This is a genomic window from Stenotrophomonas sp. INTA L402-1, from assembly GCF_059295135.1.
Map to the genome: position 1 here is coordinate 22,614 of NZ_JCAFWP010000012.1, position 21,783 is coordinate 44,396.

General features: G+C 67.5%; 19 protein-coding genes and 1 pseudogene. 10 read left to right on the forward strand and 10 right to left on the reverse strand.

Translation table 11 applies throughout. The annotated features are described in order from the left end of the window. Positions 1-70 precede the first annotated feature (70 nt). On the reverse strand, positions 71-1,504 hold the full coding sequence (locus AC5O77_RS09035) for a Do family serine endopeptidase (RefSeq protein WP_478058367.1): 1,434 nt from the start codon (positions 1,502-1,504) through the stop codon (positions 71-73). 491 nt (positions 1,505-1,995) lie between these two features. Between AC5O77_RS09035 and AC5O77_RS09040 the strand changes: the two genes are divergently transcribed. Together AC5O77_RS09040 and AC5O77_RS09045 are read left to right on the forward strand one after the other, a co-directional pair. Then, the gene (locus AC5O77_RS09040) at positions 1,996-2,904 is read left to right on the forward strand and encodes a histone (RefSeq protein ID WP_494506686.1); all 909 of its coding nucleotides are present in this window, start codon (positions 1,996-1,998) and stop codon (positions 2,902-2,904) included. Between the two features lie 107 nt (positions 2,905-3,011). Continuing rightward, positions 3,012-3,704 (forward strand): hypothetical protein, encoded by a 693-nt coding sequence (locus AC5O77_RS09045; RefSeq protein WP_478058369.1) that lies wholly within the window; start codon positions 3,012-3,014, stop codon positions 3,702-3,704. A gap of 15 nt (positions 3,705-3,719) precedes the next feature. On the opposite strand, the gene AC5O77_RS09050 is transcribed toward AC5O77_RS09045, so the two are convergent. Both AC5O77_RS09050 and AC5O77_RS09055 read right to left on the reverse strand, forming a co-directional pair. Further along, positions 3,720-4,079: a DUF1428 domain-containing protein gene (locus AC5O77_RS09050; protein ID WP_182267092.1), complete on the reverse strand. Its 360-nt coding sequence runs from the start codon at positions 4,077-4,079 to the stop codon at positions 3,720-3,722. 91 nt (positions 4,080-4,170) lie between these two features. Continuing rightward, positions 4,171-6,573 (reverse strand): annotated as a pseudogene (locus tag AC5O77_RS09055) (S9 family peptidase). A gap of 210 nt (positions 6,574-6,783) precedes the next feature. Between AC5O77_RS09055 and AC5O77_RS09060 the strand changes: the two are divergent. After that, a complete protein-coding gene (locus tag AC5O77_RS09060; protein ID WP_032130335.1) occupies positions 6,784-7,356 on the forward strand; it encodes an OmpO family porin in 573 nt (190 codons plus the stop codon). 190 nt (positions 7,357-7,546) lie between these two features. Next, a complete protein-coding gene (locus tag AC5O77_RS09065) occupies positions 7,547-8,218 on the forward strand; it encodes a response regulator (RefSeq protein ID WP_494506687.1) in 672 nt (223 codons plus the stop codon). A gap of 7 nt (positions 8,219-8,225) precedes the next feature. Here the strand turns inward: AC5O77_RS09065 and AC5O77_RS09070 are convergent, their stop codons facing one another. Beyond that, positions 8,226-8,615 (reverse strand): DUF6165 family protein, encoded by a 390-nt coding sequence (locus AC5O77_RS09070; protein WP_032130333.1) that lies wholly within the window; start codon positions 8,613-8,615, stop codon positions 8,226-8,228. Positions 8,616-8,793: 178 nt separating this feature from the next. On the opposite strand from AC5O77_RS09070, the gene AC5O77_RS09075 reads away from it, so the two are divergent. Beyond that, the gene (locus AC5O77_RS09075; RefSeq protein ID WP_494506730.1) at positions 8,794-9,486 is read left to right on the forward strand and encodes a TorF family putative porin; all 693 of its coding nucleotides are present in this window, start codon (positions 8,794-8,796) and stop codon (positions 9,484-9,486) included. Here the strand turns inward: AC5O77_RS09075 and AC5O77_RS09080 are convergent. Further along, positions 9,483-10,631: an MFS transporter gene (locus tag AC5O77_RS09080; RefSeq protein WP_494506731.1), complete on the reverse strand. Its 1,149-nt coding sequence runs from the start codon at positions 10,629-10,631 to the stop codon at positions 9,483-9,485. The two genes, AC5O77_RS09075 and AC5O77_RS09080, sit on opposite strands and share 4 nt — an antisense overlap. 144 nt (positions 10,632-10,775) lie before the next feature. On the opposite strand from AC5O77_RS09080, the gene AC5O77_RS09085 reads away from it, so the two are divergent. Then, positions 10,776-11,663, forward strand: coding sequence for a LysR family transcriptional regulator (locus tag AC5O77_RS09085; protein WP_049398095.1), 888 nt, complete (start codon positions 10,776-10,778; stop codon positions 11,661-11,663). Here AC5O77_RS09085 and AC5O77_RS09090 read toward each other — a convergent pair. Beyond that, complete coding sequence (locus AC5O77_RS09090) at positions 11,632-12,099, reverse strand: YehS family protein (protein ID WP_005411992.1); 468 nt, start codon at positions 12,097-12,099, stop codon at positions 11,632-11,634. The two genes, AC5O77_RS09085 and AC5O77_RS09090, sit on opposite strands and share 32 nt — an antisense overlap. Positions 12,100-12,215: 116 nt before the next feature. Between AC5O77_RS09090 and AC5O77_RS09095 the strand changes: the two genes are divergently transcribed. Further along, positions 12,216-12,968 (forward strand): SDR family NAD(P)-dependent oxidoreductase, encoded by a 753-nt coding sequence (locus tag AC5O77_RS09095; RefSeq protein WP_032130330.1) that lies wholly within the window; start codon positions 12,216-12,218, stop codon positions 12,966-12,968. 157 nt (positions 12,969-13,125) lie between these two features. Here the strand turns inward: AC5O77_RS09095 and AC5O77_RS09100 are convergent, their stop codons facing one another. The 4 genes from AC5O77_RS09100 to AC5O77_RS09115 form a co-directional block, all read right to left on the reverse strand. Beyond that, entirely contained in the window at positions 13,126-14,031 is a 906-nt protein-coding gene (locus tag AC5O77_RS09100; RefSeq protein ID WP_478058370.1) for an SPOR domain-containing protein, read from the reverse strand. Positions 14,032-14,052: 21 nt separating this feature from the next. Further along, positions 14,053-15,741, reverse strand: coding sequence for an arginine--tRNA ligase (argS, locus tag AC5O77_RS09105; RefSeq protein WP_012478915.1), 1,689 nt, complete (start codon positions 15,739-15,741; stop codon positions 14,053-14,055). 114 nt (positions 15,742-15,855) lie between these two features. Next, positions 15,856-16,560 carry a RadC family protein gene (gene radC / locus AC5O77_RS09110; protein ID WP_049421495.1) on the reverse strand — a complete coding sequence of 235 codons (705 nt, stop codon included), beginning with the start codon at positions 16,558-16,560 and terminating at the stop codon, positions 15,856-15,858. Positions 16,561-16,630: 70 nt separating this feature from the next. Next, complete coding sequence (locus AC5O77_RS09115; RefSeq protein ID WP_032130328.1) at positions 16,631-17,257, reverse strand: response regulator; 627 nt, start codon at positions 17,255-17,257, stop codon at positions 16,631-16,633. A 228-nt stretch (positions 17,258-17,485) separates the two neighbouring features. On the opposite strand from AC5O77_RS09115, the gene coaBC reads away from it, so the two are divergent. The 3 genes from coaBC to AC5O77_RS09130 are packed head-to-tail and all read left to right on the forward strand — an operon-like array spanning position 17,486 to position 21,576. Continuing rightward, positions 17,486-18,748 carry a bifunctional phosphopantothenoylcysteine decarboxylase/phosphopantothenate--cysteine ligase CoaBC gene (coaBC, locus tag AC5O77_RS09120; RefSeq protein ID WP_346485864.1) on the forward strand — a complete coding sequence of 421 codons (1,263 nt, stop codon included), beginning with the start codon at positions 17,486-17,488 and terminating at the stop codon, positions 18,746-18,748. Then, complete coding sequence (gene dut / locus AC5O77_RS09125; protein WP_180838585.1) at positions 18,745-19,218, forward strand: dUTP diphosphatase; 474 nt, start codon at positions 18,745-18,747, stop codon at positions 19,216-19,218. The genes coaBC and dut overlap by 4 nt, the downstream gene beginning before the upstream one ends. A 12-nt stretch (positions 19,219-19,230) precedes the next feature. Continuing rightward, a complete protein-coding gene (locus AC5O77_RS09130; RefSeq protein WP_478058371.1) occupies positions 19,231-21,576 on the forward strand; it encodes a phosphomannomutase/phosphoglucomutase in 2,346 nt (781 codons plus the stop codon). The last annotated feature ends 207 nt before the right edge of the window (positions 21,577-21,783 follow it).

The following is a 21,783-nucleotide window of genomic DNA, read 5'->3' on the forward strand; positions in this document are numbered from 1 at the left end:
AGTCGGCGGTGCCGACCTGGACTGACAGCAATAGCATTGCCGGGGTATAGGGGGTGTTACGGCAGGGCGATCAGCGCATCACGAGCTGGCCCTGCTGCTGGCCATTGTTGCGCAGCACGCGTATCACCAGGGTCGGCGGGCGCTGCTGGAAGTTGGCGCGCCAGCTGGCCAGGTCGGCGAATTCGCCCACGGTGGCATCGGTGATGATGTCGCCCTGCTGCAGGCCGTTGGTGGCCGCGCGGCTGCCGCGCTTGACCTCGCTGACCAGCACGCCACCGACACCGGACTGGCGCAGCGACTCGGGCAGGTCGACGAAGGTGGCCCCGGTCAGGCGCGGGTCCAGGCTCTCGCCGGTGACCGCGCGCGCCTGTTCCTTCAAGGATGCCTTGATCTGCAGCGGCTTGCCCTCGCGGCGCACGTCCAGCGTCAGTGTGCTGCCGACCGCCGCCAGGCCTTCCACGTTGTGCAGGGCTTCTGCGCTGTCCACGCGCTGGCCGTTGGCCGAAACCACCACGTCGCCCGGCTTCAGTCCGGCGGTCGCAGCGGCCGAACCGGCCAGCACGCGGGTGATCAGCGCACCACGGGTTTCACCCAGGCCCAGGCCCTGCGCGATCTGCGCGGTCAGGTTCTGGCTCTCCACGCCCAGCGTGCCGCGCACCACTACGCCGTGCTTGACCAGCTGGTCGACCACGCTGCGCGCCAGGTTGGAGGGGATCGCCAGGCCCAGGCCGATGTTGCCGGCCATGCTGCCCTGTGGGTTGAAGCTGGCGGTATTGATGCCGACCAGCTGGCCCTGCAGGTCGACCAGTGCGCCACCGGAGTTGCCCGGGTTGATCGACGCATCGGTCTGGATGAAGTTCTGGTAGCCCAGCCCGCGGATGCCGCTGCGGCCCACCGCCGAGACGATGCCGGAGGTGACCGTCTGGCTGAAACCGAACGGGTTGCCGATGGCCACCACGAAGTCACCGACCCGAAGCTGGTCGCTGTTGCCGAGCTTGATGTCGGTCAGGTTCTGCGCCGGGATGCGGATCAGCGCGATGTCGGTATCGCGGTCCGAACCGAGGAACTCGGCCTTGACCGTGCGCCCGTCGGCCAGTGTCACCTGCACGTCATCGGCGTTGTCGATGACGTGGTGGTTGGTCAGCACCAGGCCCTCCTTGGCGTCGATGATCACGCCCGAGCCCAGCGATTCGTTGATGCGTTCCTGCGGGATGTCCGGGAACAGGCGGCGGAAGAACGGGTCGTTGAAGAAGGGGTTGCGCACGCGCACCACCTGCTTGGTGTTGACGCTGACCACGGCCGGCATCGCCTTCTCCAGCATCGGTGCCAGCGACGGCACCGCCTGTCCGGCCACCGAGGCCGGCAATGCCGCTGTGGTCGGCAGTACCGCAGGCAGCGGCGCGGCGTCGGCACGGTTGTCCAGGTGGGCATTGATGCCGGTGGCAACGAAGCCACCGAAGGCGGCGGCGATTGCGAGCGTGAGCAGGGTGGGAAGCGGTCGCATGGGAGTCGGTTCGCTGGCGTGGGTGGGGGCGGTTCGGCTCTACGGTAAAACAAGCTGAATGAGTGTGTCGCGAACTGGATAAATGCGCCATGAAAACCGGGCGCCCGGAACGCGGGTCGGCATCGTCATCTGTGGGGCGGTAGCGACAACGTCGGGCGTGCTTCGCAGCGTGCCGACGTCTGCCGAAGCGCGTGTGGATACAGGCCGATACTTGCGCAGTTCTGCGCATCCTGGTGCCGCGATGCGCCATATCGCATGCCTTTCGCAGCACTCGGGCAGGTGCGCGCAGGCAGCACCTGCCGCTACCCGCACCATGCGGCGCAGCACTGAAAAAAAGGGGTTTCCTGTCAACCCACTGTGCTCGAGAGGGTGCTGGGCTACACCATTACCGTCGCAGCAGATGCGATTGCGGGTGCACGGCCCGTTCCACGATCGTCAATGTCGGTATAGCATCGCCCCGTTTTGATACTTAAGGCCCGCAGGAGGGCAACATGAGCAACGGTAATGGTGTGTCGGTCGTGACCGACGCCGTCGAGAACGTCAAAGAAACCGCCACCAACGTTGGCGAGACCATCGCCCACGCTGCCGAAGACGCAGTGAAGTCGGTCAAGAAGACCGTCAAGCGCGCCACCAAGGCTGCCGGCAACCGCGTTGCCAAGGCCAAGAAGGCCGTGGCCAAGGTCGAGAAGACCGTTGCCAAGAAGGCCGAGAAGGCTGCCAAGTCGGTCGGCAAGACTGTTGCCAACGCCAAGAAGAAGCTGGAAGCCGCCAAGAAGAACGCCAAGGCCGAAGCCGCTGCCCTGAAGAAGGAAGTGGCCAAGAAGAAGGCGGCTGCAGGCAAGGCTGTGACCAAGAAGGCCGCCGCTGCCAAGAAGACCACCAAGGCTGCCACCAAGGCTGCTGGCAAGAAGGTCGCTACCGTGAAGAAGGCTGCCACCAAGAAGGCCGCCGTCGCGAAGAAGACCGTTGCCAAGAAGACCGCGGCCGCCAAGAAGGTTGTCGGCAAGAAGGTCGCCACCGCCAAGAAGGCCGTGGCCAAGAAGACCGTCGCCGCCAAGAAGGTCGCTGGCAAGAAGGCCGTGGCTGCGAAGAAGGTTGTCGGCAAGAAGGTTGCCGCTACCAAGAAGGTCGCCACCAGGAAGACCGCGGCCGCCAAGAAGGTTGTCGGCAAGAAGGCTGCTGTCGCCAAGAAGGCCGTCGGCAAGAAGACCGCTGCTGCCAAGAAGGTTGTCGGCAAGAAGGTTGTCGGCAAGAAGACCGCCGTTGCCAAGAAGGCGGTGGGCAAGAAGGTTGCCGCCACCCGCAAGACGGTCGCCAAGAAGGCTGCGCCGCTGAAGAAGGTCGCCGCCAAGAAGGCTCCGGCCAAGAAGGCCGTGCGCAAGGTCGCCAAGCGCAAGTAATCGCGCCGTGACCGAAGGCCCTGCCACCCAACGGGTGGTGGGGCCTTTCGCGTTTCTGGGGCACGGTCTGGGGCAAGATGCAGGTTCTTCCTGCAGGAGCCCCGGGCATGCGTGGTATCGACTTCAGTTCCTGGCAGGGCGTGCTGTCCACATTGGCCGGCCTGGTCCTGATCACCCTGCTGGGCGTGGGCATCCGCCTGCTGGTGATGCAGACCCTGCAACAGCGCCGCGAGCGCGAGAACCGGCAGATCAACGAACGGCTGCGCACGCTGATGGCGGCCTACAAGACCCTGGGCGGGTCGTTCACTGGCGAACTGGGCGTGGATCCCAGCCATCGCCGCGACCTGCGCCAGCGCGAAGATGTCGAAGGCATCGCCGAACCCCGCTCGGATCGCGCGCGCCGCATCCGCGATGCCGTCGAGGCCGCGTTGTCGGACATCCTGTTGCTGGGCACCGACGAACAGGTGCGGCTGGCCGCGCGCGCGGCCAACGAACTGGCACAGGGGCGGCCGGTGCACACCCACGAACTGGTGGTCTCGCTGCGCGACTTCGTGCGCGAAGCGCTGGATCTGGCGCCGATTCCGACCGACCTGCAGATACCGCCGCAGGGGCCGACCCGGCCCGCTGCCAGTGGTGGCGGCAAGGGCCGCAACGATGGCGATGCCAAGGGCGGTCGCGCGGGTGGTGGCGGTGGCGGCGGTGGCGGAATGGGGGCCGGCATGGGCGGCATGGGCCTCGGCGCCGGCGCCGCACTGGGCGCCGGCCATGCCTCCGCCAGCGATGAGACGGACGCGCGCTGAGCACGTCCGCCCGGTTCAGCGCGTCAGCTCGTAGATCGGCACGAAGCCGCCGTAGATCATCCGCGCGCCGTCGAACGGCATCGGATTCTTCGCCGGATCAAACCGCGGGTCTTCCATCATCTTCTTCATGCCGGCGTCGCGGGTCGGCTTGTCCGGCCATTCGATCCACGAGAAGACCACCGTCTCGTCTGCCGTGGCTTTCACCGCGCCGAAGAAGTCGGTGGTCTTGCCGTGCGGTACGTCGTCACCCCAGCACTCGACCACGCGCAGCGCGCCGTATTCGATGAAAACGGGATCCCCTGTGCGTGCATGGGCGAGGAACTTCTCCTTGTTGGCGGTGGGCACCGCCAGTACGAAACCATCGATGTAGCTCATTGCCTGCCTCCGGATGGACCGTGCCGCATGCACGGCCTTCAAGGACCCGACGAACCAGGGCGCCGTGGATCGACATCCTGTGTGCGCCTGTTCAGCCCGGCCCACCGGGCAGCGGCGCCAGCACCGTCTCCGGTGGCTGCTGGCCGGCCAGGTGGCGCACGAAGTAGTCCCACATGCGGTGCGTGTAGGTGGCGTCGTTGCGGAACAGTTCGTGGTCCTGCCGGGCCAAGTACAGCAGGTCGTAGCTGCGCTGGGCCTTGTTCAGGGCGGCGGCCAGCTGCAGGGTCAGCGCCGGCGGCGCGTTCTCGTCCAGTTCGCCATACACCAGCAGCAGATGCCCGCGCAGGTTGCCAGCCAACGCTGCATTGTCGAGCCCGGCAAACGGCGCCGGAACGCCATCGGCCAGGGGTGTTGGCGGCAGCACGCCACCGAACAGCCGGTCCATGCCGTGCAATGCACCGCCGTACATGCCCTGGAAATTGTGGCTGCCGGCCGAGGCCACGCCCACCTTGTAGAACGCCGGATAGCGCAGCAGGGCGCGCGCTGCACTGTAACCACCGAACGAATGCCCGTAGATGCCGACCCGCTGCAGGTCGATGCCCCGGTAGCGTTCGCCCAGCTGGCGCAGCGCAGCCACATGGTCATCCAGTTGCACATCTGCCCCGTGCAGAAAGCTGCTGTCATGGAACGCCTTGTCGCGGCCACCGGTGCCGCGCGCGTCGATGCTGACCACCACGAAGCCCAGTTCGGCCAGGCTGGCGCGTGACACCGGATTCAAGGCGGACACCGCCTCGGCGTAGGTCACCGGCGCATTGCTGACGAAGGAGCCACCGTACATCGCGTCGATCACCGGAAAGCGGCCGTCATCGCGATAGTCGCGGGGCAGGTAGACGGTGGCGAAGATCGGCGTTCGCCCATCGGCGGCCAGCAGCCGTTCGCGCCGTGGGGGGCGCCAGCCGGCAGCAATGATCGCGCTGTCATCGGCTGTTCCCAGCACCATCACTTCACGGCCGTCATCGCTGGCCCGCAGCACGGTGCGTGGTGGCTGGTCGAGACGGGAAACGGTATCCACCAGATAGCCACCGCCAGGCGACAGCGCCTGGGGGGCGCGCCCGCCGAACAACGCGCCGGTGCCGGCATCGGCCAGATGGTCGTTGCCATCGGCGGCCAGGCGCTGGACCGGTCCACCCTGCAGCGATACACGGTACAGGCCGCGTACGTAGGGGTCGCCACCGTCGACGCCGCCGGCGCTGAAGTACGCCCAGCCACCCGCAGCGTCCACGCCCAGCAGGTCGCGCACCGCCCATTGGCCGCGGGTGAGCTGGCGCAGCACCTTGCCGTCGGACAGGCGGACCCGGTACAGATGGCCCCAGCCATCGCGCTGCGAGAACCACACCGCCGTGTCCTGGCCGGGCAGGATGGCCACCGCTGGCCGGTTGTAGGAATACACGTTGAGCTGCAGGCGGGTGTCGCTGGCCTCTTCCAGAACCGTGCGCAACGCGCCGCTGTTGGCATCGATCTCCAGCAGGCGCAGCCTGCGCGATGCGCCGAAGTGCGCGATCACGGCATACAACCGGTCGCCGTCCCAGCCGAGTACGCCGGCTTCGCTGAGGGTGTTCCAGCCTTCCGGCAAGGCGATGTCATGCTGCTGGCCATTGCGGATGTCGACCACATACAGGCTGTCGCGCACCTGCCGGGTGTCACCCAGCAGCCCCAGCTTCACCGTATGCACGCGCGGCCGCGCGCTGTTGGCGGGGCTGCTTTCCAGATAGGGGTAGTCCTGCAGCGCGCGTTCGTCGTAGCGGATGCCGGCCACGTAGCGGCCATCCGGTGACCAGCCGACCGCGAACGGCCGCGTCGGCATCCGGCCCTGGCGGCGTGGAATGCCGCGCAGGGTGAAGTCCGGCAGCACGCCATAGCCATGATTGGGTTCACCGCCGCTGGTCAGCGCTCGTGCTGCCATTCCGGGCGAGTGCAGCCACAGGTTGTGATCGCGTACCTGCAGCCAGGCATCACCGCCGGGCGATGGCAGTGCATCGGCCGCTGGCACTGCATCCTGCGAAGGCACGCACTGCAGGCGTGGTCATTGACAGCTGATCGCCGCCTCGCCGTTGAACTGCAGGCGCAGGCCTCCATCCAGTACCTGCACGTTGTTCAAGCGCAGGCGTGGTCCGCTGGCGCCGAGAGGTGCAACCGCAGCGTCCAGCGCATCGGGTTCGAACAGGATCTGGCGTGTGGCCTGGACTGGATCGACCAGTACCGCTTGGCGCCGGCCCTGCGTGGTTTCGCGTTCGTACCAGAAGCGCCCATCGGCCAGCCAGTGGGGCAGCACCGAAGCATTGCGCAGCGCACCGCGAAGGTGACTGTCATGCACGCGTTCGGCGCGCTGGTAGTCAGCGGCCTGCAGTGCGTGCGCAGCGTGGATCGGAAACAGGGCAGCGCATGCCAGGAGCGCGGCGCGAACAGGCACCAGCGGCGGATCGGAAACGTACAAGGCAACCTCCTGTTGCAATCGACGACGAATCACAAATGCACGCGCGCCTCGCGCGTATGCCAGAGACAGCCTGAATCAAGGCAAAAAATTCAGCAATGCGAAGACCGCTGTTTTCAGGGAGCGTTGTGGCGAATAACGGAGAATTTACATTCCCGATGCGATGGCGCCCTGGCGCTGCTGCACACCATAAGAAAGTAAAGGTGTACCCCCATGAAGAATTCGCTGATTGCTCTGGCCCTGGCCGCTGCCCTGCCGTTCACCGCCTCGGCTGCTGAGAACCTGTCGTACAACTACGCCGAAGCCGACTACGCCAAGACCGACATCGACGCGTTCAAGGCCGACGGCTGGGGCGTGAAGGGTTCGTACGGCTTCCTGCCGAACTTCCACGCTTTCGGTGAGTACAGCCGCCAGGAAATCGACCACACCAACATCAAGCTGGACCAGTGGAAGATCGGCGCCGGCTACAACGTTGAAATCGCTCCGACCACCGACTTCGTTGCCCGCGTTGCCTACCAGAAGCGCGACCAGAAGCACGGCCTGGACTTCAACGGTTACAGCGCTGAAGCCGGTATCCGTACCGCCTTCGGTGCCCACGCCGAAGTCTACGGCATGGTCGGCTACGAAGATTTCTCGAAGAAGCACGGCATCAATCCGGAAGGCCAGTGGTACGGTCGCCTGGGTGGTCAGGTCAAGCTGAACCAGAACTGGGGCCTGAACGGCGAGCTGAAGATGAACCGCGACGGCGACAAGGAATACACCGTCGGCCCGCGCTTCAGCTGGTAATTGCTTCCTCGGCGCGCCTGCGCGCCGAAGATGCCTCGACAGGCCCGGCCCATGCCGGGCCTGTTGCGTTTCCGGCTGGGCAAACGCTACCTGACCGTGTCGCGGCGGAAGGGCGGCATTGCAACGAATTGGATTCCGCAGGCGTCGGCTGCGCCCTAGGGTGAGTGGCCTGTTCTGCAGGAATGCAACCATGCCCACGTTTCCGTCGCCCCGCGATTCTCCCTGCCGCCTGTTGCTGCTGGATCCGCACCCGCTGTTGCGGCATGGCGTGCAGGAAGTCCTGGCCCGGCAGGCGGACCTGCAGGTCGATGGAAGCTACGGTCGCAGCGGTGATCTGCTGCAGCGCCTGCAGCAGCAGGCGGCCGCGATCGATCTGCTGCTGGTCGACGCCTTGCCGATCGGTGACAGCGGCGAAGGCCTGGAACTGCTGCGGCACCTATCACGCCACTGGCCGGCAGTGCCGATCCTGGTGCTGACCGCACACTGCAACGCGGGTGTCGTGTCCTTGGCCTTGCAGGCCGGTGCGCGCGGATTCCTGTCCAAGGCCTGCGCGCCGCAGATGCTGCTGCGGGCAGTGAGCGTGGTTGCCCGTGGCGGGCGCTTCGTGCCGCCGGATCTGCGTGCACAGTTGAACCAGTCCCGTCGGCAGCGCCAGCAGTCCATGCGTTCACCACGGTTGAGTACCCGCGAGCGCACCGTCCTGCAGTGGGTGCTGCGTGGTTGCAGCACCGGCGAGATGGCACGCCGCAGTGGGCGTGCAGCCAGCACCATCAGCACGCAGAAGCGAGCGGCGTACCGCAAGCTGGGCATCCGCAACGATGGCGAGCTGTTCCGCTTCCGCCATCTGATCGACGCTGATTGAGGTGGCGTTACTCGCCCTGGTACTGCTTTTCTTCCACCAGGGCCGAACCGGCCACGCGGTTGATCTCGTTCTTCACCTGCACGCGCTCGCCATTGGTGCCATAGACACCACGCGCCAACTGGATGAAGGCATCGTCGAACACCTGGGCCGCTTCCTTGTCGCGCAGTTGGTCCTGGATGTCCCACATGCGCTCGTTGATCGCCTTCAGCTGCTGCTTCAGCACGGCCAGCGCCGGCTGAGCCTGCAGCTGCAGCTGCAGCAACGGCAGCAGGCCGTCCAGCTCGGTGCGCACGTTGCTCAGCTTGGCGGCATCGTCGATGCGCTCGGCCTTGATCTCGAGAATGGTGATCTTGTCGATCAGCTCGCCGATCGATACCGGAGTCAGGATGGCGTCCACGCGGTTGGTTCCTGGAAACAGGGCGCCATGATACCGCGCTGCTGGCATGTGGCCCCGGTCCGCGGGATTTACGCCGAATTTGCGCCACGGGCCCGGCAGCACCCTCGATCCGTTACGGCCACCGCCTCGACACTGCGGTCCCGGCGGCGTGACCGCCTTCGACGAGGAACACAGTGCAGTGAACAGCAAGGGGATGATGGCGGCAGTGGTGGCCGCCCTGGCAGGGCTGCTCGGCATCGGCACCGCCCAGGCGCAGGTGAGTGGCAGTGCCGCATTGACCAGCGATTACGTGTGGCGCGGCAGCTCGCAGAGCGATGGCGACCCGGCGGTGCAGGCGGGCGCGAAGATCTCGGTCGCATCGGGCTGGTATGCCAGCGTGTGGGGCTCCAACGTTTCGTTCAAACCGGACAATGGCGCGCGCAGCGAGTTCGACCTGGTGGCCGGTTGGAGTGGTGCACTGGCACCGGACTGGGCACTGGATGCCAACCTGACCCGCTACGTGTACCCGGGCACCGGCCGCGCGCTGGACTGGACCGAGCTCAATACCACCGTGACCTGGAAGCAGCGCGCTTGGCTGCAGCTGGCGCATTCCAACGACGCGCTGGCGGGCGGCCATCGCGGCACCTACGCCCAGCTGGGTGTGCGGGTGCCGTTGCACGAGCGGTTCCGCCTCGAAGCGGCGGTGGGCCAGTATTGGCTGGCCACCGCACAGGGGCCTGATTACCTGCATGGCCAGCTCAGTGCCATCGCCTCGCTGACCCCGGCATGGGAACTGCGCGCCACCGTGCATGACACCGACAACGCAGCGAAGCGGCTGTTTCCGGGCAATGCCGGCGGACGCTGGGAGCTGGCGCTGCAGGGCAGCTTCTAGTCAGTCACCGAAGCCTGGCGCGCGCGCAGCGCGCCGGGCAGCCACAGCAGCAGGGCCAGCATGGCCACCGCAGCACCGGCCACGCAGACGCCGGTCCAGCCGAAGCGCTGGTAGACCTGCGCCGACAGCAGCGAACCCAGCGAACCGCCGATGAAGTAGCCGGTCATGTAGCCGGCATTGAGGCGGTTGCGCGCTGCCGGTTGCAGTGCATAGATCAGGTTCTGGTTACTCACGTGCAGCAGCTGCGCGGCCAGGTCCAGCACCACCACGCCGACCAGCAGCGCCAGCAGCGAGTGTGCCGACAGCCCCAACGGCAGCCACGAGAGCAGCAACAGCATCAGTGCGATGGCAGTGGCATGCCCGGTCAGGCCACGATCGGACATGCGCCCGGCCAGGCCGGCCGCCAGCGTACCGGCGGCGCCGACCAGCCCGAACAGGCCGATGGTGGCATCGCTGTAGGCGTAGGGCGGTTGTGCCAGCAGGAACGCCAGCGGCGTCCAGAAGATCGCGAACATGGCGAAGCTGCAGGCGCCCAGCAGGGTGCGCTGGCGCAGCACCGGCTCCTGCACGAACAGCACGCCGATCGAGCGCAGCAATGCGAAATAGCCGAGGCCGGCGCTGTGGTGGAATCGCGGCAGGCCGCGCTGCAGCGCCAGCGCGGTCAGCACCAGGGTGCCGGCGGCGATCGCATACACCAGGCGCCAGTCGCCCAGGCTGGAAAGCAGGCCGGCCACGGTGCGCGCCAGCAGGATGCCCAGCAGCAGGCCACTCATCAATGTGCCGACCACGCGGCCACGATGTTCCGGCGCGGCCAGCGTGGCCGCAAACGGCACCAGTACCTGCGCCACCACCGAGAACAGGCCGGTGATCGCGGTGCCGACCAGCAACCAGGTCAGCGACGGTGCACAGGCACTGATCACCAGCCCGCCTGCCGACAGCAGGCTCATCACCACGATCAGGCGGCGGCGTTCGAACAGGTCTCCCAGCGGCACCAGCAGGATCAGTCCAGCGGCATAGCTCAGCTGTGCGGCAGTGACCACCATGCCGACCTGGCCGAACGGCACGCCGAAGGCATCGGCGATGGTGTGCAGCAGTGGCTGCGCATAGTAGTTGCTGGCCACGGCCACGCCGGTAGCCACCGACATCAGCAGCACCTGCCAGCGGTGCAGAGGGGGGAGGGACGGACTCACGCGGTATTCCAGGAAGCGGGGGAGCACAGTGTCCGCCTGCTGCAGTCATGACGGAAATGAATCATCATCATCCCTGTCATCTGGAAATGAGATGGTTGCGTGAATCTCAAGCAGCTCGAGTTCGCCGTCGCCCTGGCCGAGGAGGGCAACTTCACCCGCGCCGCCGAGCGCTGCCACGTGGTGCAGTCCGCGCTCAGTCACCAGATCGCCCATCTTGAGCAGGAACTGGGCACAACGCTGTTCGAGCGCCTGCCGCGCCAGGTGCGGGCCACCGCCGCCGGCGAGGCGCTGCTGGTGCATGCACGCCAGGTGCTGGCCAGCCTGCGCCACCTGCGCGCCGACGTGGCCGCCGTCACTGGCGAGGTGCGTGGCCTGCTGGCGATCGGGCAGATCTCCTCGCTGACCGACATCGATGTGGTGGCGATGCTGGCGGCCTTCCAGCAGGCGCACCCGCAGGTGGAGTTCCAGCTGCGGGTCGACAAGAGCGAGGACCTGATCGCGCAGGTGCAGTCGCGAGAGCTGGACGTGGCACTGGTCGGGTTGGCGCCGTCGGCGGGGCTGGACGGGGTCTGCCACCAGATGCTGCAGGAAGAAGACCTGGTGGCGGTGCTGGCGCCATCGCACCGCTTGGCCCGGCGCAAGCGGCTGCCATTGACCGAACTGCAGGACGAGGCGCTGGTCGACTTTCCGCGCGGCACCGGTGCGCGGCGGCAGACCGACGATGCCTTCGCTGCCGCTGGCCTGCCGCACACGGTGCGCTTCGAGGTCAATCTGATGGAACTGATCGAGCGCTTCGTCCGCCATGGGCTGGCGGTTGGCATCGTGCCAGCGTTGATCGCCGACGGGTTCCAGGGGGTGGTACAGATTCCGCTGCAGCCGACCCCGACCCGCCGCGTGCACCTGGTCTGGCAGCGACTGCCGACACCGGCGGCGCGGGCGTTCGTCGAGGCCGTGCTCAGCCGCGCAGGCGCAGGCTCAGGCCCTTGAGGAAATTGCGCAGCATCTGGTCCAGGCAGCGCCGGTAGTTGGTGTGCCCGGGCTGGCGGAACAAGGCGCCCACTTCCGACTTGGAGACGTTGAAGCCGGCGCTGGCGAAGATCTCCATCAGATCGACGTCGCGCAGCTGGAAGGCGACGCGCAGCTTCTTCAGCACCAGGTTGTTGTCGATGCGGGTTTCCACCGCACGCTGAGGCTGGCTCTCATCGCGACCGCGCAGGTGCACGATCAGGCCGTCGAGGAAGTGCGCCAGCGCGCTGTCGCTCATCGCCTCGAAACCGGCTTCGTCCTCGCGGCGCAGCCAGGCCTTCACCTGTTCCGGATCTACGGCGAAGGCCGGGTCGGCCATCTGGCACAGGGTCACCACGTGGTGGTCGCCCAGGTCCAGGGAGTAGCGCACGCTGCGCAGGACATCGTTGTTGATCATGGCCCCAATTGTACCGGTCACCCCGACAGGTGGGGCCGGATCTGGCCGATCAGGCAACGCAACCCCCGGCCGACGGTGCCAGAATGGGGGTCTGGTTTTCCCCCTGGAGTTGCCTGATGACCCGCACTGTCCTGATTACCGGCGCCACGTCCGGCTTCGGCGCCGCCGCCGTCCACCGCTTCGCCCAGGCGGGCTGGAAGGTGATCGCCACCGGCCGCCGCGCTGAACGCCTGCAGCCGCTGGTCGAGCGCTACGGCAAGGACGTGGTGCATGCCGCCGCCTTCGACATCCGCGATCCGGTGGCGATGGAAGCGGCGCTGCTGGCACTGCCGCCGGCCTTCGGCGAGATCGATCTGCTGGTCAACAACGCCGGCCTGGCGCAGGGCACCGCGCCGGCACAGAGCGCCAAGCTGTCGGACTGGACCACGATGATCGACACCAACATCACCGCGCTGGTGACGCTGACCCACCGCCTGCTGCCGCAGCTGGTGGAGCGCAAGGGCGCAATCATCAACATTTCGTCGGTGGCCGGCGTCTACCCGTACCCGGGCGGCAATGCCTACGGTGGCACCAAGGCTTTCGTCAGCCAGTTCTCGCTCGGCCTGCGTTCGGACCTGCACGGCACCGGCGTGCGCGTGACCACGATCGAGCCGGGCATGGCCGAAACCGAGTTCACCGTGGTGCGTACCCATGGCGACCAGGCGGCGTCGGACAAGCTCTACACCGGCGCCAACCCGATGACCGCCGAAGACATCGCCGAACAGATCTTCTGGGTGGCCAGCCTGCCGCCGCACCTGAACATCAATCGCCTGGAACTGATGCCGGTCAGCCAGTCCTTCGCCGGTTTCCAGGTCGCCCGCGAAGGCTGACCGCCGTCTGTAGAGTCGAGCTTGCTCGACTGCTCTTCGCCCTTTGTAGAGTCGAGCCATGCTCGACCGCTTTCAACAGAAGCCGAGCATAGGCTCGACTCTACACAGACAAAAAAAAGCCGGGCTGTGCCCGGCTTTTTCATTCACTTCGGCAGACTCACTGTGCCTTGATCGCCATCGCCTGCAGGCCGGTGCCATCCAGCTTCTGCTTGGCTTCAGACAGTTCACCTGCACTGCCATACGGCCCCATGCGCACGCGGTACACGGTCTTGCCGTTGATCTGCGCCGATTCGACGCGTGCCGCCAGGCCCATCATCGCCAGCTTGGCCTTGGTCGCTTCGGCATCGCCGGAGGCACCGAACGCACCCGCCTGCAGGATGTAGCGGGCATTGTCGGCGGCAGCCGGCGCCGCAGCGGCGGGGGTAGTGGCCGCGGTCGGCGCGGTTTCCGCACGCGCTGCCGGAGTGGCGGCGGCGGTGCTGGTCGACGCCGTCGGCGTGCTGGCCGCCGGCGTTGCCGCCGCCGGACGCTCACTCAGCGGCGCCGGCAACGGACGGCTGGTGGCGGTGACCGGTGCAGTGCTGGCCACGCTGGCGGTTGCCGTCGGTGCCGGTGCAGTGGCCGTGGCCGGCGGAACCGGCTTGCCTTCCAAAGCGGCCTGCGCGCGCTGCGCTTCGGCCTTGGCCCGGCGCTGGTCTTCAGCACGCGCGCTGGCAGCCAGCTCGGCGTCGGACATCTCGACTTCCTTGCCCGGCAGCAGGGTGTAGAAGTCGTACTGGGTAGCGGCCGGCTTTTCCGCTTCGGCCGGCTTCGGCGTGGCCGGCTGTGCGGCCGGCTGGGTGCCGACATCGCTGTCGGCATCAGCGACCGGGGCTGGCTGTGCGTTCGGGTTCGGCTGCGGACCGGCGCGCAGGAAGCCATCGCCTTCGCCCTTGAACAGGTTCGGCGCCGCCAGGAACACCACGGCCGCAATCGCCACGCCAGCGACCAGCCACACCCATCCGGGTGTGCCCTGGCTGCTGCTGTTGCGTCGTGCCTGGTTTTTGCCGCGTCGTGCTGCCATGTGTACTGCGTCTCCTGATGCTTACATTTTTTCCGGGGCGCTGACGCCCAGGAGTTCGAGGCCGTTGGCCAGCACCTGGCGCGCGGCGCAGGCCAGGGTCAGCTTGGCGTTGCGATCCGCAGCGTCTTCCACCAGCACCGGCGTCCCGTGATACCACGTGTGGAACGCGTGCGCCAATTCACGCAGGTACTGCGCCACCAGATGCGGTTCCAGCGCCACGCCGGCCGCCTCCACCACTTCCGGGTACCGCGAGATCTCGTTCATCAGCAGCAGCGAGGCGTCGTCGGCCAGGCGGCCGAGGTTGGCCAGGCCATTGCCCTGTTCGTACACCAGGCCCTTCTCCTGTGCCTGGCGCAGCAGGCTGCAGACGCGGGCGTGCGCGTACTGCACGTAAAACACCGGGTTGTCGTTGCTCTGCTGGCGGGCCAGGTCGATGTCGAAGGTCAGCTGCGAATCGGGCTTGCGCGCGATCAGGAACCAGCGGGTGGCATCGCGGCCGGCTTCCTCGATCAGGTCGCGCAGGGTGAAGTAGCTGCCGGCACGCTTGGACAGCTTCACTTCCTCGCCGCCACGCATGACGGTGACCATCTGGTGCAGCACGTACTCCGGCCAGCCCTGCGGGATGCCCACTTCCATCGCCTGCAGGCCGGCGCGCACGCGTGCCAGCGAACCATGGTGATCGGCGCCGAGCTCGGTGATCGCGCGCTCGTAGCCGCGCTGCCACTTGGACAGGTGGTAGGCCACGTCCGGCACGAAGTAGGTGAAGGTGCCGTCGGACTTGCGCATCACGCGGTCCTTGTCGTCACCGAAGTCGGTGCTGCGCAGCCACAGCGCGCCACCTTCTTCATAGGTATGACCCGAGGCCTGCAGCTTGGCGACCGCTTCGGCGACTTTGCCGTCGGCGTACAGCGAGCTTTCCAGGAAATAGATGTCGAAGTCGACGCCGAACGCGGCCAGGTCCAGATTCTGCTCGTTGCGCAGGTAGGCCACAGCGAAGCGGCGGATCGCCTGCATGTCGTCCGGGTCCTTGGCACCGACCACGGTGCTGCCTTCCAGATCGACGCTGGCGCCGGCCATGTAGGCGCGGGCGACGTCGGCGATGTATTCACCGCGGTAGCCACCTTCCGGCCAGCCATCCTGGTCCGGCGCGATGCCCTTGATCCGCGCCTGGGTGGACAGCGCCAGGTTCTCGATCTGCACGCCGGCGTCGTTGTAGTAGAACTCACGCTTGGCGTTCCAGCCGTTGGCGTCGAGCACGCGCGCCACGCAGTCGCCGATCGCCGCCGCGCGGCCATGGCCGACATGCAGCGGGCCGGTCGGGTTGGCCGACACGTACTCCACGCCCACCGTGCGGCCATTGCCGGACAGGTTGCGGCCGTAGTCGTGGGCTTCCTTGATGACCGACGCGGCTTCACGCTGGTACGCGGCCGGCGCCAGGTGGAAATTGATGAAGCCGGGGCCGGCGATCTCGACCTTGCTGACGTCCTCGCTGCGCGGCAGTGCCTCGACCAGCGCCTGTGCCAGTGCGCGCGGATTGCTGCGCGCGGCCTTGGCCAGCAGCATCGCGGCATTGGTGGCGAAGTCGCCGTGGTCACGGGTCTTCGGGCGCTCGACCACGAAGTCCGGCGGCAGGGAGTCGGCGGGCAGGGTGCCATTGGCGCGCAAGGCTTCGATGCCTTGGCTGATCAGGGCGCGGAGGAGATTTTTCACGAGGCCTGCTGTGAGAATGAGCGGCGGAATCGCCCATTTTAGCGCAGATACCAGCGGCCACGCTGACCGAAACCTGCCTGTGGGGGCGACCGATGGCGCCCGGAGGGCGGGCGCTCAGCCGAACAGGCGGGGCTGGGGCGGCGACAGCAGGCCTCGTTCAGCAAACGAAACGGGGCGGCCCTCACCGACCACGAAGTGGTCCAGCAGGCGCACGTCCACCATCGCCAGTGCCTGCTGCAGTTCGTCGGTGATGCGGGTATCGGCGCTGGAGGGTTCCGGGTCGCCGGAAGGGTGGTTGTGGCTGAGGATCACCGCCGCCGCGTTGTGCAGCAGGGCGCGCCGCACCACTTCGCGGGGGTAGACCGGTGCGGCGTTGATGGTGCCGTGGAACAGTTCCTCGCAGGCGATCAGGCGGTGCCGGTTGTCCAGGAACAGGGCCATGAAGATCTCCCGGGCCTGCCCCCGCAGGCGGTGCTGCAGATAGCGGCCGACCGCGGCCGGGTTGTTGCCGACCGCTTCGCCGTGTTCCAGCTCGGCAGCCAGGTAGCGGTGGGCCAGTTCCAGCCCGGCAGCCAGCGTACAGCTGCGCGCCGGGCCGAGCCCGGGCAGGCGGGCCAGTTCACGCGCGGGGCGGTCCAGCAGCACCCGCAACGGGCCGTGCGCCTGCAGCAGGTCGCGCGCGGTCTGCACGGCATCGCGGCCACCGAACCCGGAGCCGAGAAACAGGGCCAGCAGTTCGGCGTCGGAAAGTGCCGTGGGCCCGCGCGCGATCAGCTTCTCACGGGGGCGTTCCTGTTCGGGCCAGTCATGGATGGGCATGCCTGCATCATCGCCAGCCTGCGTGGCGGCTCCCATCGGTGCATACCGCAGCACCGGGTCGGAGGATGCCTCACCCGCGCCGGGTCTGCAGATAGTCGAACAGTTCCTGGTTGTTCTGCAGGCCCAGCTTGCGCTTGGCTTCGGCCTTCTGCCGGCTGATGGTCTTCGGGCTGCGCCCGCAGCGTTCGGCGACGGCATTCACGCTGAGCCCGGTCGCCAGCAGATCCAGCACTTCCTGTTCCCGCGCCGACAGCGGCGACGGTTCGCGTGGAAACAGCAGGTCGCGCGCCTGCAGGTGGTGGCGCAGCTGCTGGGAGACGAAGACCTGCCCGGCCAGTGCGGCGTTCAGTGCCTGCGGCAGTTCGGCGAAATCGGCGCATTTGTCGACCAGCCCACTGATGCCCTCGCGCAGCAGTCCGTCCAGCAGCCCGGGATGGCGGGCGCCGGTGAGCACCACCACCGGCAGCCCGGGGTGACGCACGCGCAGCGCGTCGATCAGCTCTGGACCGTCCGGGCCGTCACCCGGCATCGACAGGTCGGTCAGCACCGCATCGCAGTCGTGGTGGTCCACCAGCTCCAGCAGCTGGGCGCCGTCACGTGCACTGCCGACGATGTCCATCAGGTGGGTCTGCAGCACGATACGGATGCCATGCAGGACCACAGGATGGTCGTCGGCAATGATGATGCGTGGATGCACGAGGCTCCTCGAAGGTCGAACAGGCCACGGCAGACGGCAGCCAATGCCTGATTCTGCAAAAGCGCAGACCCGCAGAGGTATAGGAAAGGTCCGAAACCGATGCCCGGCAAACCCCGGGTCAAGCGCAACGTGCTCCATCTGCTGATAGCTGTCCGCTATGTGCACCCTGCACCGGGACATTACCGACCATCGGGTAAGCTAGCGCCCTCGTTTGCACAGGAATTCCAGGTGGCTGACTCCCCCAACGCTTCCCCCGCGCCGGCCCGCGCGCTGGAAGGTCAGAAACTGCTGTTGTGCGTCGGAGGCGGGATCGCGGCCTACAAGGCCCTGGAACTGGTGCGGCGCCTGCGCGACGCCGGTGCCCAGGTGCAGGTGGCGATGACCGCCGGTGCCCAGCAGTTCGTCACTCCGCTCAGCTTCCAGGCCCTGTCCGGGCAGCCCACCCGCACCACGCTGTGGGACAGCGCCGCCGAACAGGCCATGGGCCACATCGAGCTGGCGCGCTGGGCCGACCGCATCGTGGTTGCCCCGGGAACCGCCGATCTGCTGGCCCGGCTGGCCCAGGGCCATGCGGATGACCTGGTCAGCACGCTGTGCCTGGCCAGTACCGCGCCGTTGACGATCTGCCCGGCGATGAACCATCGCATGTGGCTGCACCCGGCCACCCAGGCCAACATCGCCCTGCTGCGCCAGCGCGGCGCGCAGGTGATCGGCCCGGTTGACGGCCCGCTGGCCGAAGGTGAATCCGGTCCCGGCCGGCTGGCCGAACCGGCCGACATCGTGGCCGCGCTGGCCGCCAACGGCGGTGCCGCCGCTGCGGTTGCCGCGCCGGAAACCCGCGCGCTGCAGGGCCTGCGCCTGCTGATCAGCGCCGGCCCGACCTATGAAGACATTGATCCGGTGCGCTATGTCGGCAACCGCAGCAGCGGCAAGATGGGCTTTGCCCTGGCCGCGGCCGCCGCCGCGATGGGTGCTCAGGTGGTGCTGGTCAGCGGCCCGGTACAGCTGCCGACGCCGCCCGGCGTGCAGCGTGTGGACGTGCGCTCGGCTGCGCAGATGCGCGATGCCGTGCTGAAGTCGCTGCCGGCCGACATCTATATCGGTGCCGCTGCAGTGTCCGACTACACGCCGCGCCAGGTCGCGCCGCAGAAGCTGAAGAAGACCGCCGACAGCCAGTCGCTGGTGATCGAGCTGGTGCGCACGCCGGACATCCTTGCCGAGGTGGCTGCGCAGACGCAGTCGCTGAAGCTGGTGGTCGGCTTTGCCGCCGAAACCCACGACGTGGAGAAATACGCGCGTGGCAAGCTGGTCGACAAGCGCCTGGACCTGGTGATCGCCAATCAGGTCGGCATCAGCGGCGGCGGTTTCGAGAGCGACAACAATGCGGCCACTGCCTTCTGGCAGGACGGTGAACAGGTATTCCCGGCCACCTCCAAGCGCGAGCTGGCCGAACAACTGCTGGCGCTGATCGCGCGGAGACTCCAGGCATGACCCAGGCATCCACTTCCCAACCGCTGCAGGTCAAGCTGCTCGATCCGCGCTTCGGCGACAGCTGGCCGCTGCCGGCCTACGCCACCGAGGCCAGCGCCGGCATGGACCTGCGCGCGGCGCTGGATACCGCGCTGACCCTGCAGCCGGGCGACACCGCGCTGGTGCCCAGCGGCCTGGCCATCCACATTGCCGATCCGAACCTGTGCGCGGTGATCCTGCCGCGCTCGGGGCTGGGCCACCGCCACGGCATCGTGCTCGGCAATGGCACCGGCCTGATCGACGCCGATTACCAGGGACCGCTGCTGATCAGCGTCTGGAACCGTGGCCGCGAGGCCTTCACCATCGAGCCAGGCGATCGCATCGCGCAGCTGGTGATCGTGCCGATTGCCCGCGTCAGCCTGCAGGTGGTGGATACTTTCACCGACAGCGTGCGGGGAACGGGTGGATTCGGCCATACCGGGGTGCGTTGACAGGGGACATCGATGAGCGGCATCGGGGAAGGACAGCGGGGACGGTCGTTGGGACGCAGTGCGCCACTACTGGGGGTGCTGCTGATCCTGCTGGCCGGCTGGTTCGGATGGAGCGCAGTGCAGCAATGGCGCCAGGAGGCCAACGGCCAGGCGCTGGAAGCTGCACGTGACCAGGCCGTGCAGGGCTTGCAGGAGGCCGCTGCCGGCCAGCTGAAGCAGCTGCAGCAGCAGCTGAAGAACGAGCGCGTGCAGCAGGCGCTGCAGGCCGGTGATGCCGCTGCGGCGGCACTCGCGGTCCGCGAGAGCTGGACCGGCGTCGAGCACGCCGAGGTACTGACCGCCGATCTGGCCAACGCCTACGCCGCCCCGGCCGCCTTTGGCTATGCCCGATTGGCGCTGCTGGAAGCGGCATTGGCCGAAGGCAAGCCCAGCCTGCGCGTGGTCCGCGATGGCGGTGGCAATCGCCTGGGCCTGGCAGCGCCGGTTCAACTGGGCAGTCTCGGCCCGGCGGTGCTCTACGTGCGCCAGCCATTGCTGCGACTGACCTCGCCGCTGGACCAGGTGAGTGCGCCATCGGCCGGTTTCCTTGGCCTGCGCCAGGGCGCGCATGACCTCGTCGCCCAGGGCGATGCCGGCCTGGCCGAAAGCGCCGAAGCATTGGCCCGGCCGATTCCGGGGACGCCGTTGCGGCTGGTGGCCGCGGTACCCAATGTCGAACCTGGTCCGCTGGGCCTGGGTTCGCTGGCCAGCGCCATCGTTGCGCTGCTGCTGGCGTTCATCGCCGTGCTGCTGGTGGTGGGGCGCGGCCGCCTGCCGAAGTCGCTGCCGCTGCCGCGCCGGGCGACCGTGGCGGAAGCCGATCATGGCCCGACCCTGAGCGAGAGCCTGCAGATGGCGCCGCCGCCGGTGGCCGAGGCCAGCACAACTGAAAGTGCACCGCCGCCCCCGCCACCGGTTCCGGCCGAGGAACTGGCGGCCGGTATCTTCCGCGCCTACGACATCCGCGGCGTGGTTGGCAGTGAACTGACGCCGAAAACGGCGACGCTGATCGGCCAGGCCATCGGCACCGTGGCCCTTGAGCAGGGCCTGCGCGAGGTGGTGATCGGCCGCGACGGCCGCCTGTCCGGCCCGGAACTGGCCGCAGGGTTGGCCGAGGGCCTGAGGCGCGCCGGTTGCGCGGTGATCGACATCGGCCTGGCACCGACCCCGGTCGTGTACTACGCCGCCTTCCATCTGCGTACCGGCACCTGCGTGGCGGTCACCGGCAGCCATAACCCGCCCGAGTACAACGGTTTCAAGGTGGTCATCGGCGGCGAGACGTTGTCCGGTGATGCCATCACCGATCTGTACCAGCGCATCGTCGAAGGCCGCCTGGTACAGGCCGCCGAGCCGGGCGATTACCAGCAGCGCGATGTCAGCGCCGACTACATCCAGCGCATTGCCGATGATGTGCAGCTGGACCGCCCATTGAAGGTCGTGGCCGATGCCGGCAACGGCGTGGCCGGCGCGCTCGCGCCGCAGCTGCTGGAAGCGATCGGTGCGGAAGTCATCCCGCTGTACTGCGATGTCGACGGCAGCTTCCCCAACCATCACCCCGACCCCAGCGAGCCGGCGAACCTGGAAGACCTGGTGCAGACAGTAAAGCGCTTCGGTGCCGATCTCGGCGTCGCCTTCGATGGCGACGGTGACCGCCTGGGCGTGGTCACCGGCGAAGGAAAGATCATCTATGCCGACCGCCTGCTGATGCTGTTCGCCGCCGACGTGCTGATGCGCAATCCGGGCGCGATGGTGATCTACGACGTGAAGTGCACCGGCAAGCTGTCCGACCACGTGCTGCGCAATGGTGGCAGCCCGCTGATGTGGAAGACCGGGCATTCGCTGATGAAGGCGAAGATGCGCGAGACCGATGCCGAGCTGGCTGGCGAGATGAGCGGCCACTTCTTCTTCAAGGAGCGCTGGTTCGGTTTCGATGACGGCCTGTATGCGGCCGCGCGCCTGCTGGAGATCCTGGCCCAGCGCGAGGAGACTCCGGACGAGGTACTGGCAGAGCTGCCGGAGATGGTGGCCACGCCGGAGCTGAAGGTACCGGTGGCCGAAGGCACGCCGCATGCGCTGGTGGCGATGCTGGTGGCGGCGGCGCAGTCGCCGGACAACCCGTATGTGGGCGGTCGGTTGTCGACCATCGATGGCCTGCGCGTGGACTTCCCCGATGGCTGGGGCCTGGTGCGCGCCTCCAACACCACGCCGGTGCTGGTGCTGCGTTTCGAAGGCAATGACGAGGCGGCGCTGGAACGCATCCAGGCGCTGTTCCGCAGCCAGCTGCAACCGGTGCTGGGCGACACCCCGCTGGGGTTCTGAGGTGGGGCCGGGCTGCGCCCGGCACCCGCCGAAGCAACGGCAGCAGCAACATCAACATCAACATCAATAGCGAGCTATCCGCGAGATGGCGGGGCGGTGTCGGAGTGCGGGGACGCCGCAAGTCCCCCTCACCCATGTAAGCTCGGTCGCCGCTTGCTCGTGTGCGCTGTCCTGCGCACACGGCAAGACCGGGGTTGGGCGTCCTGC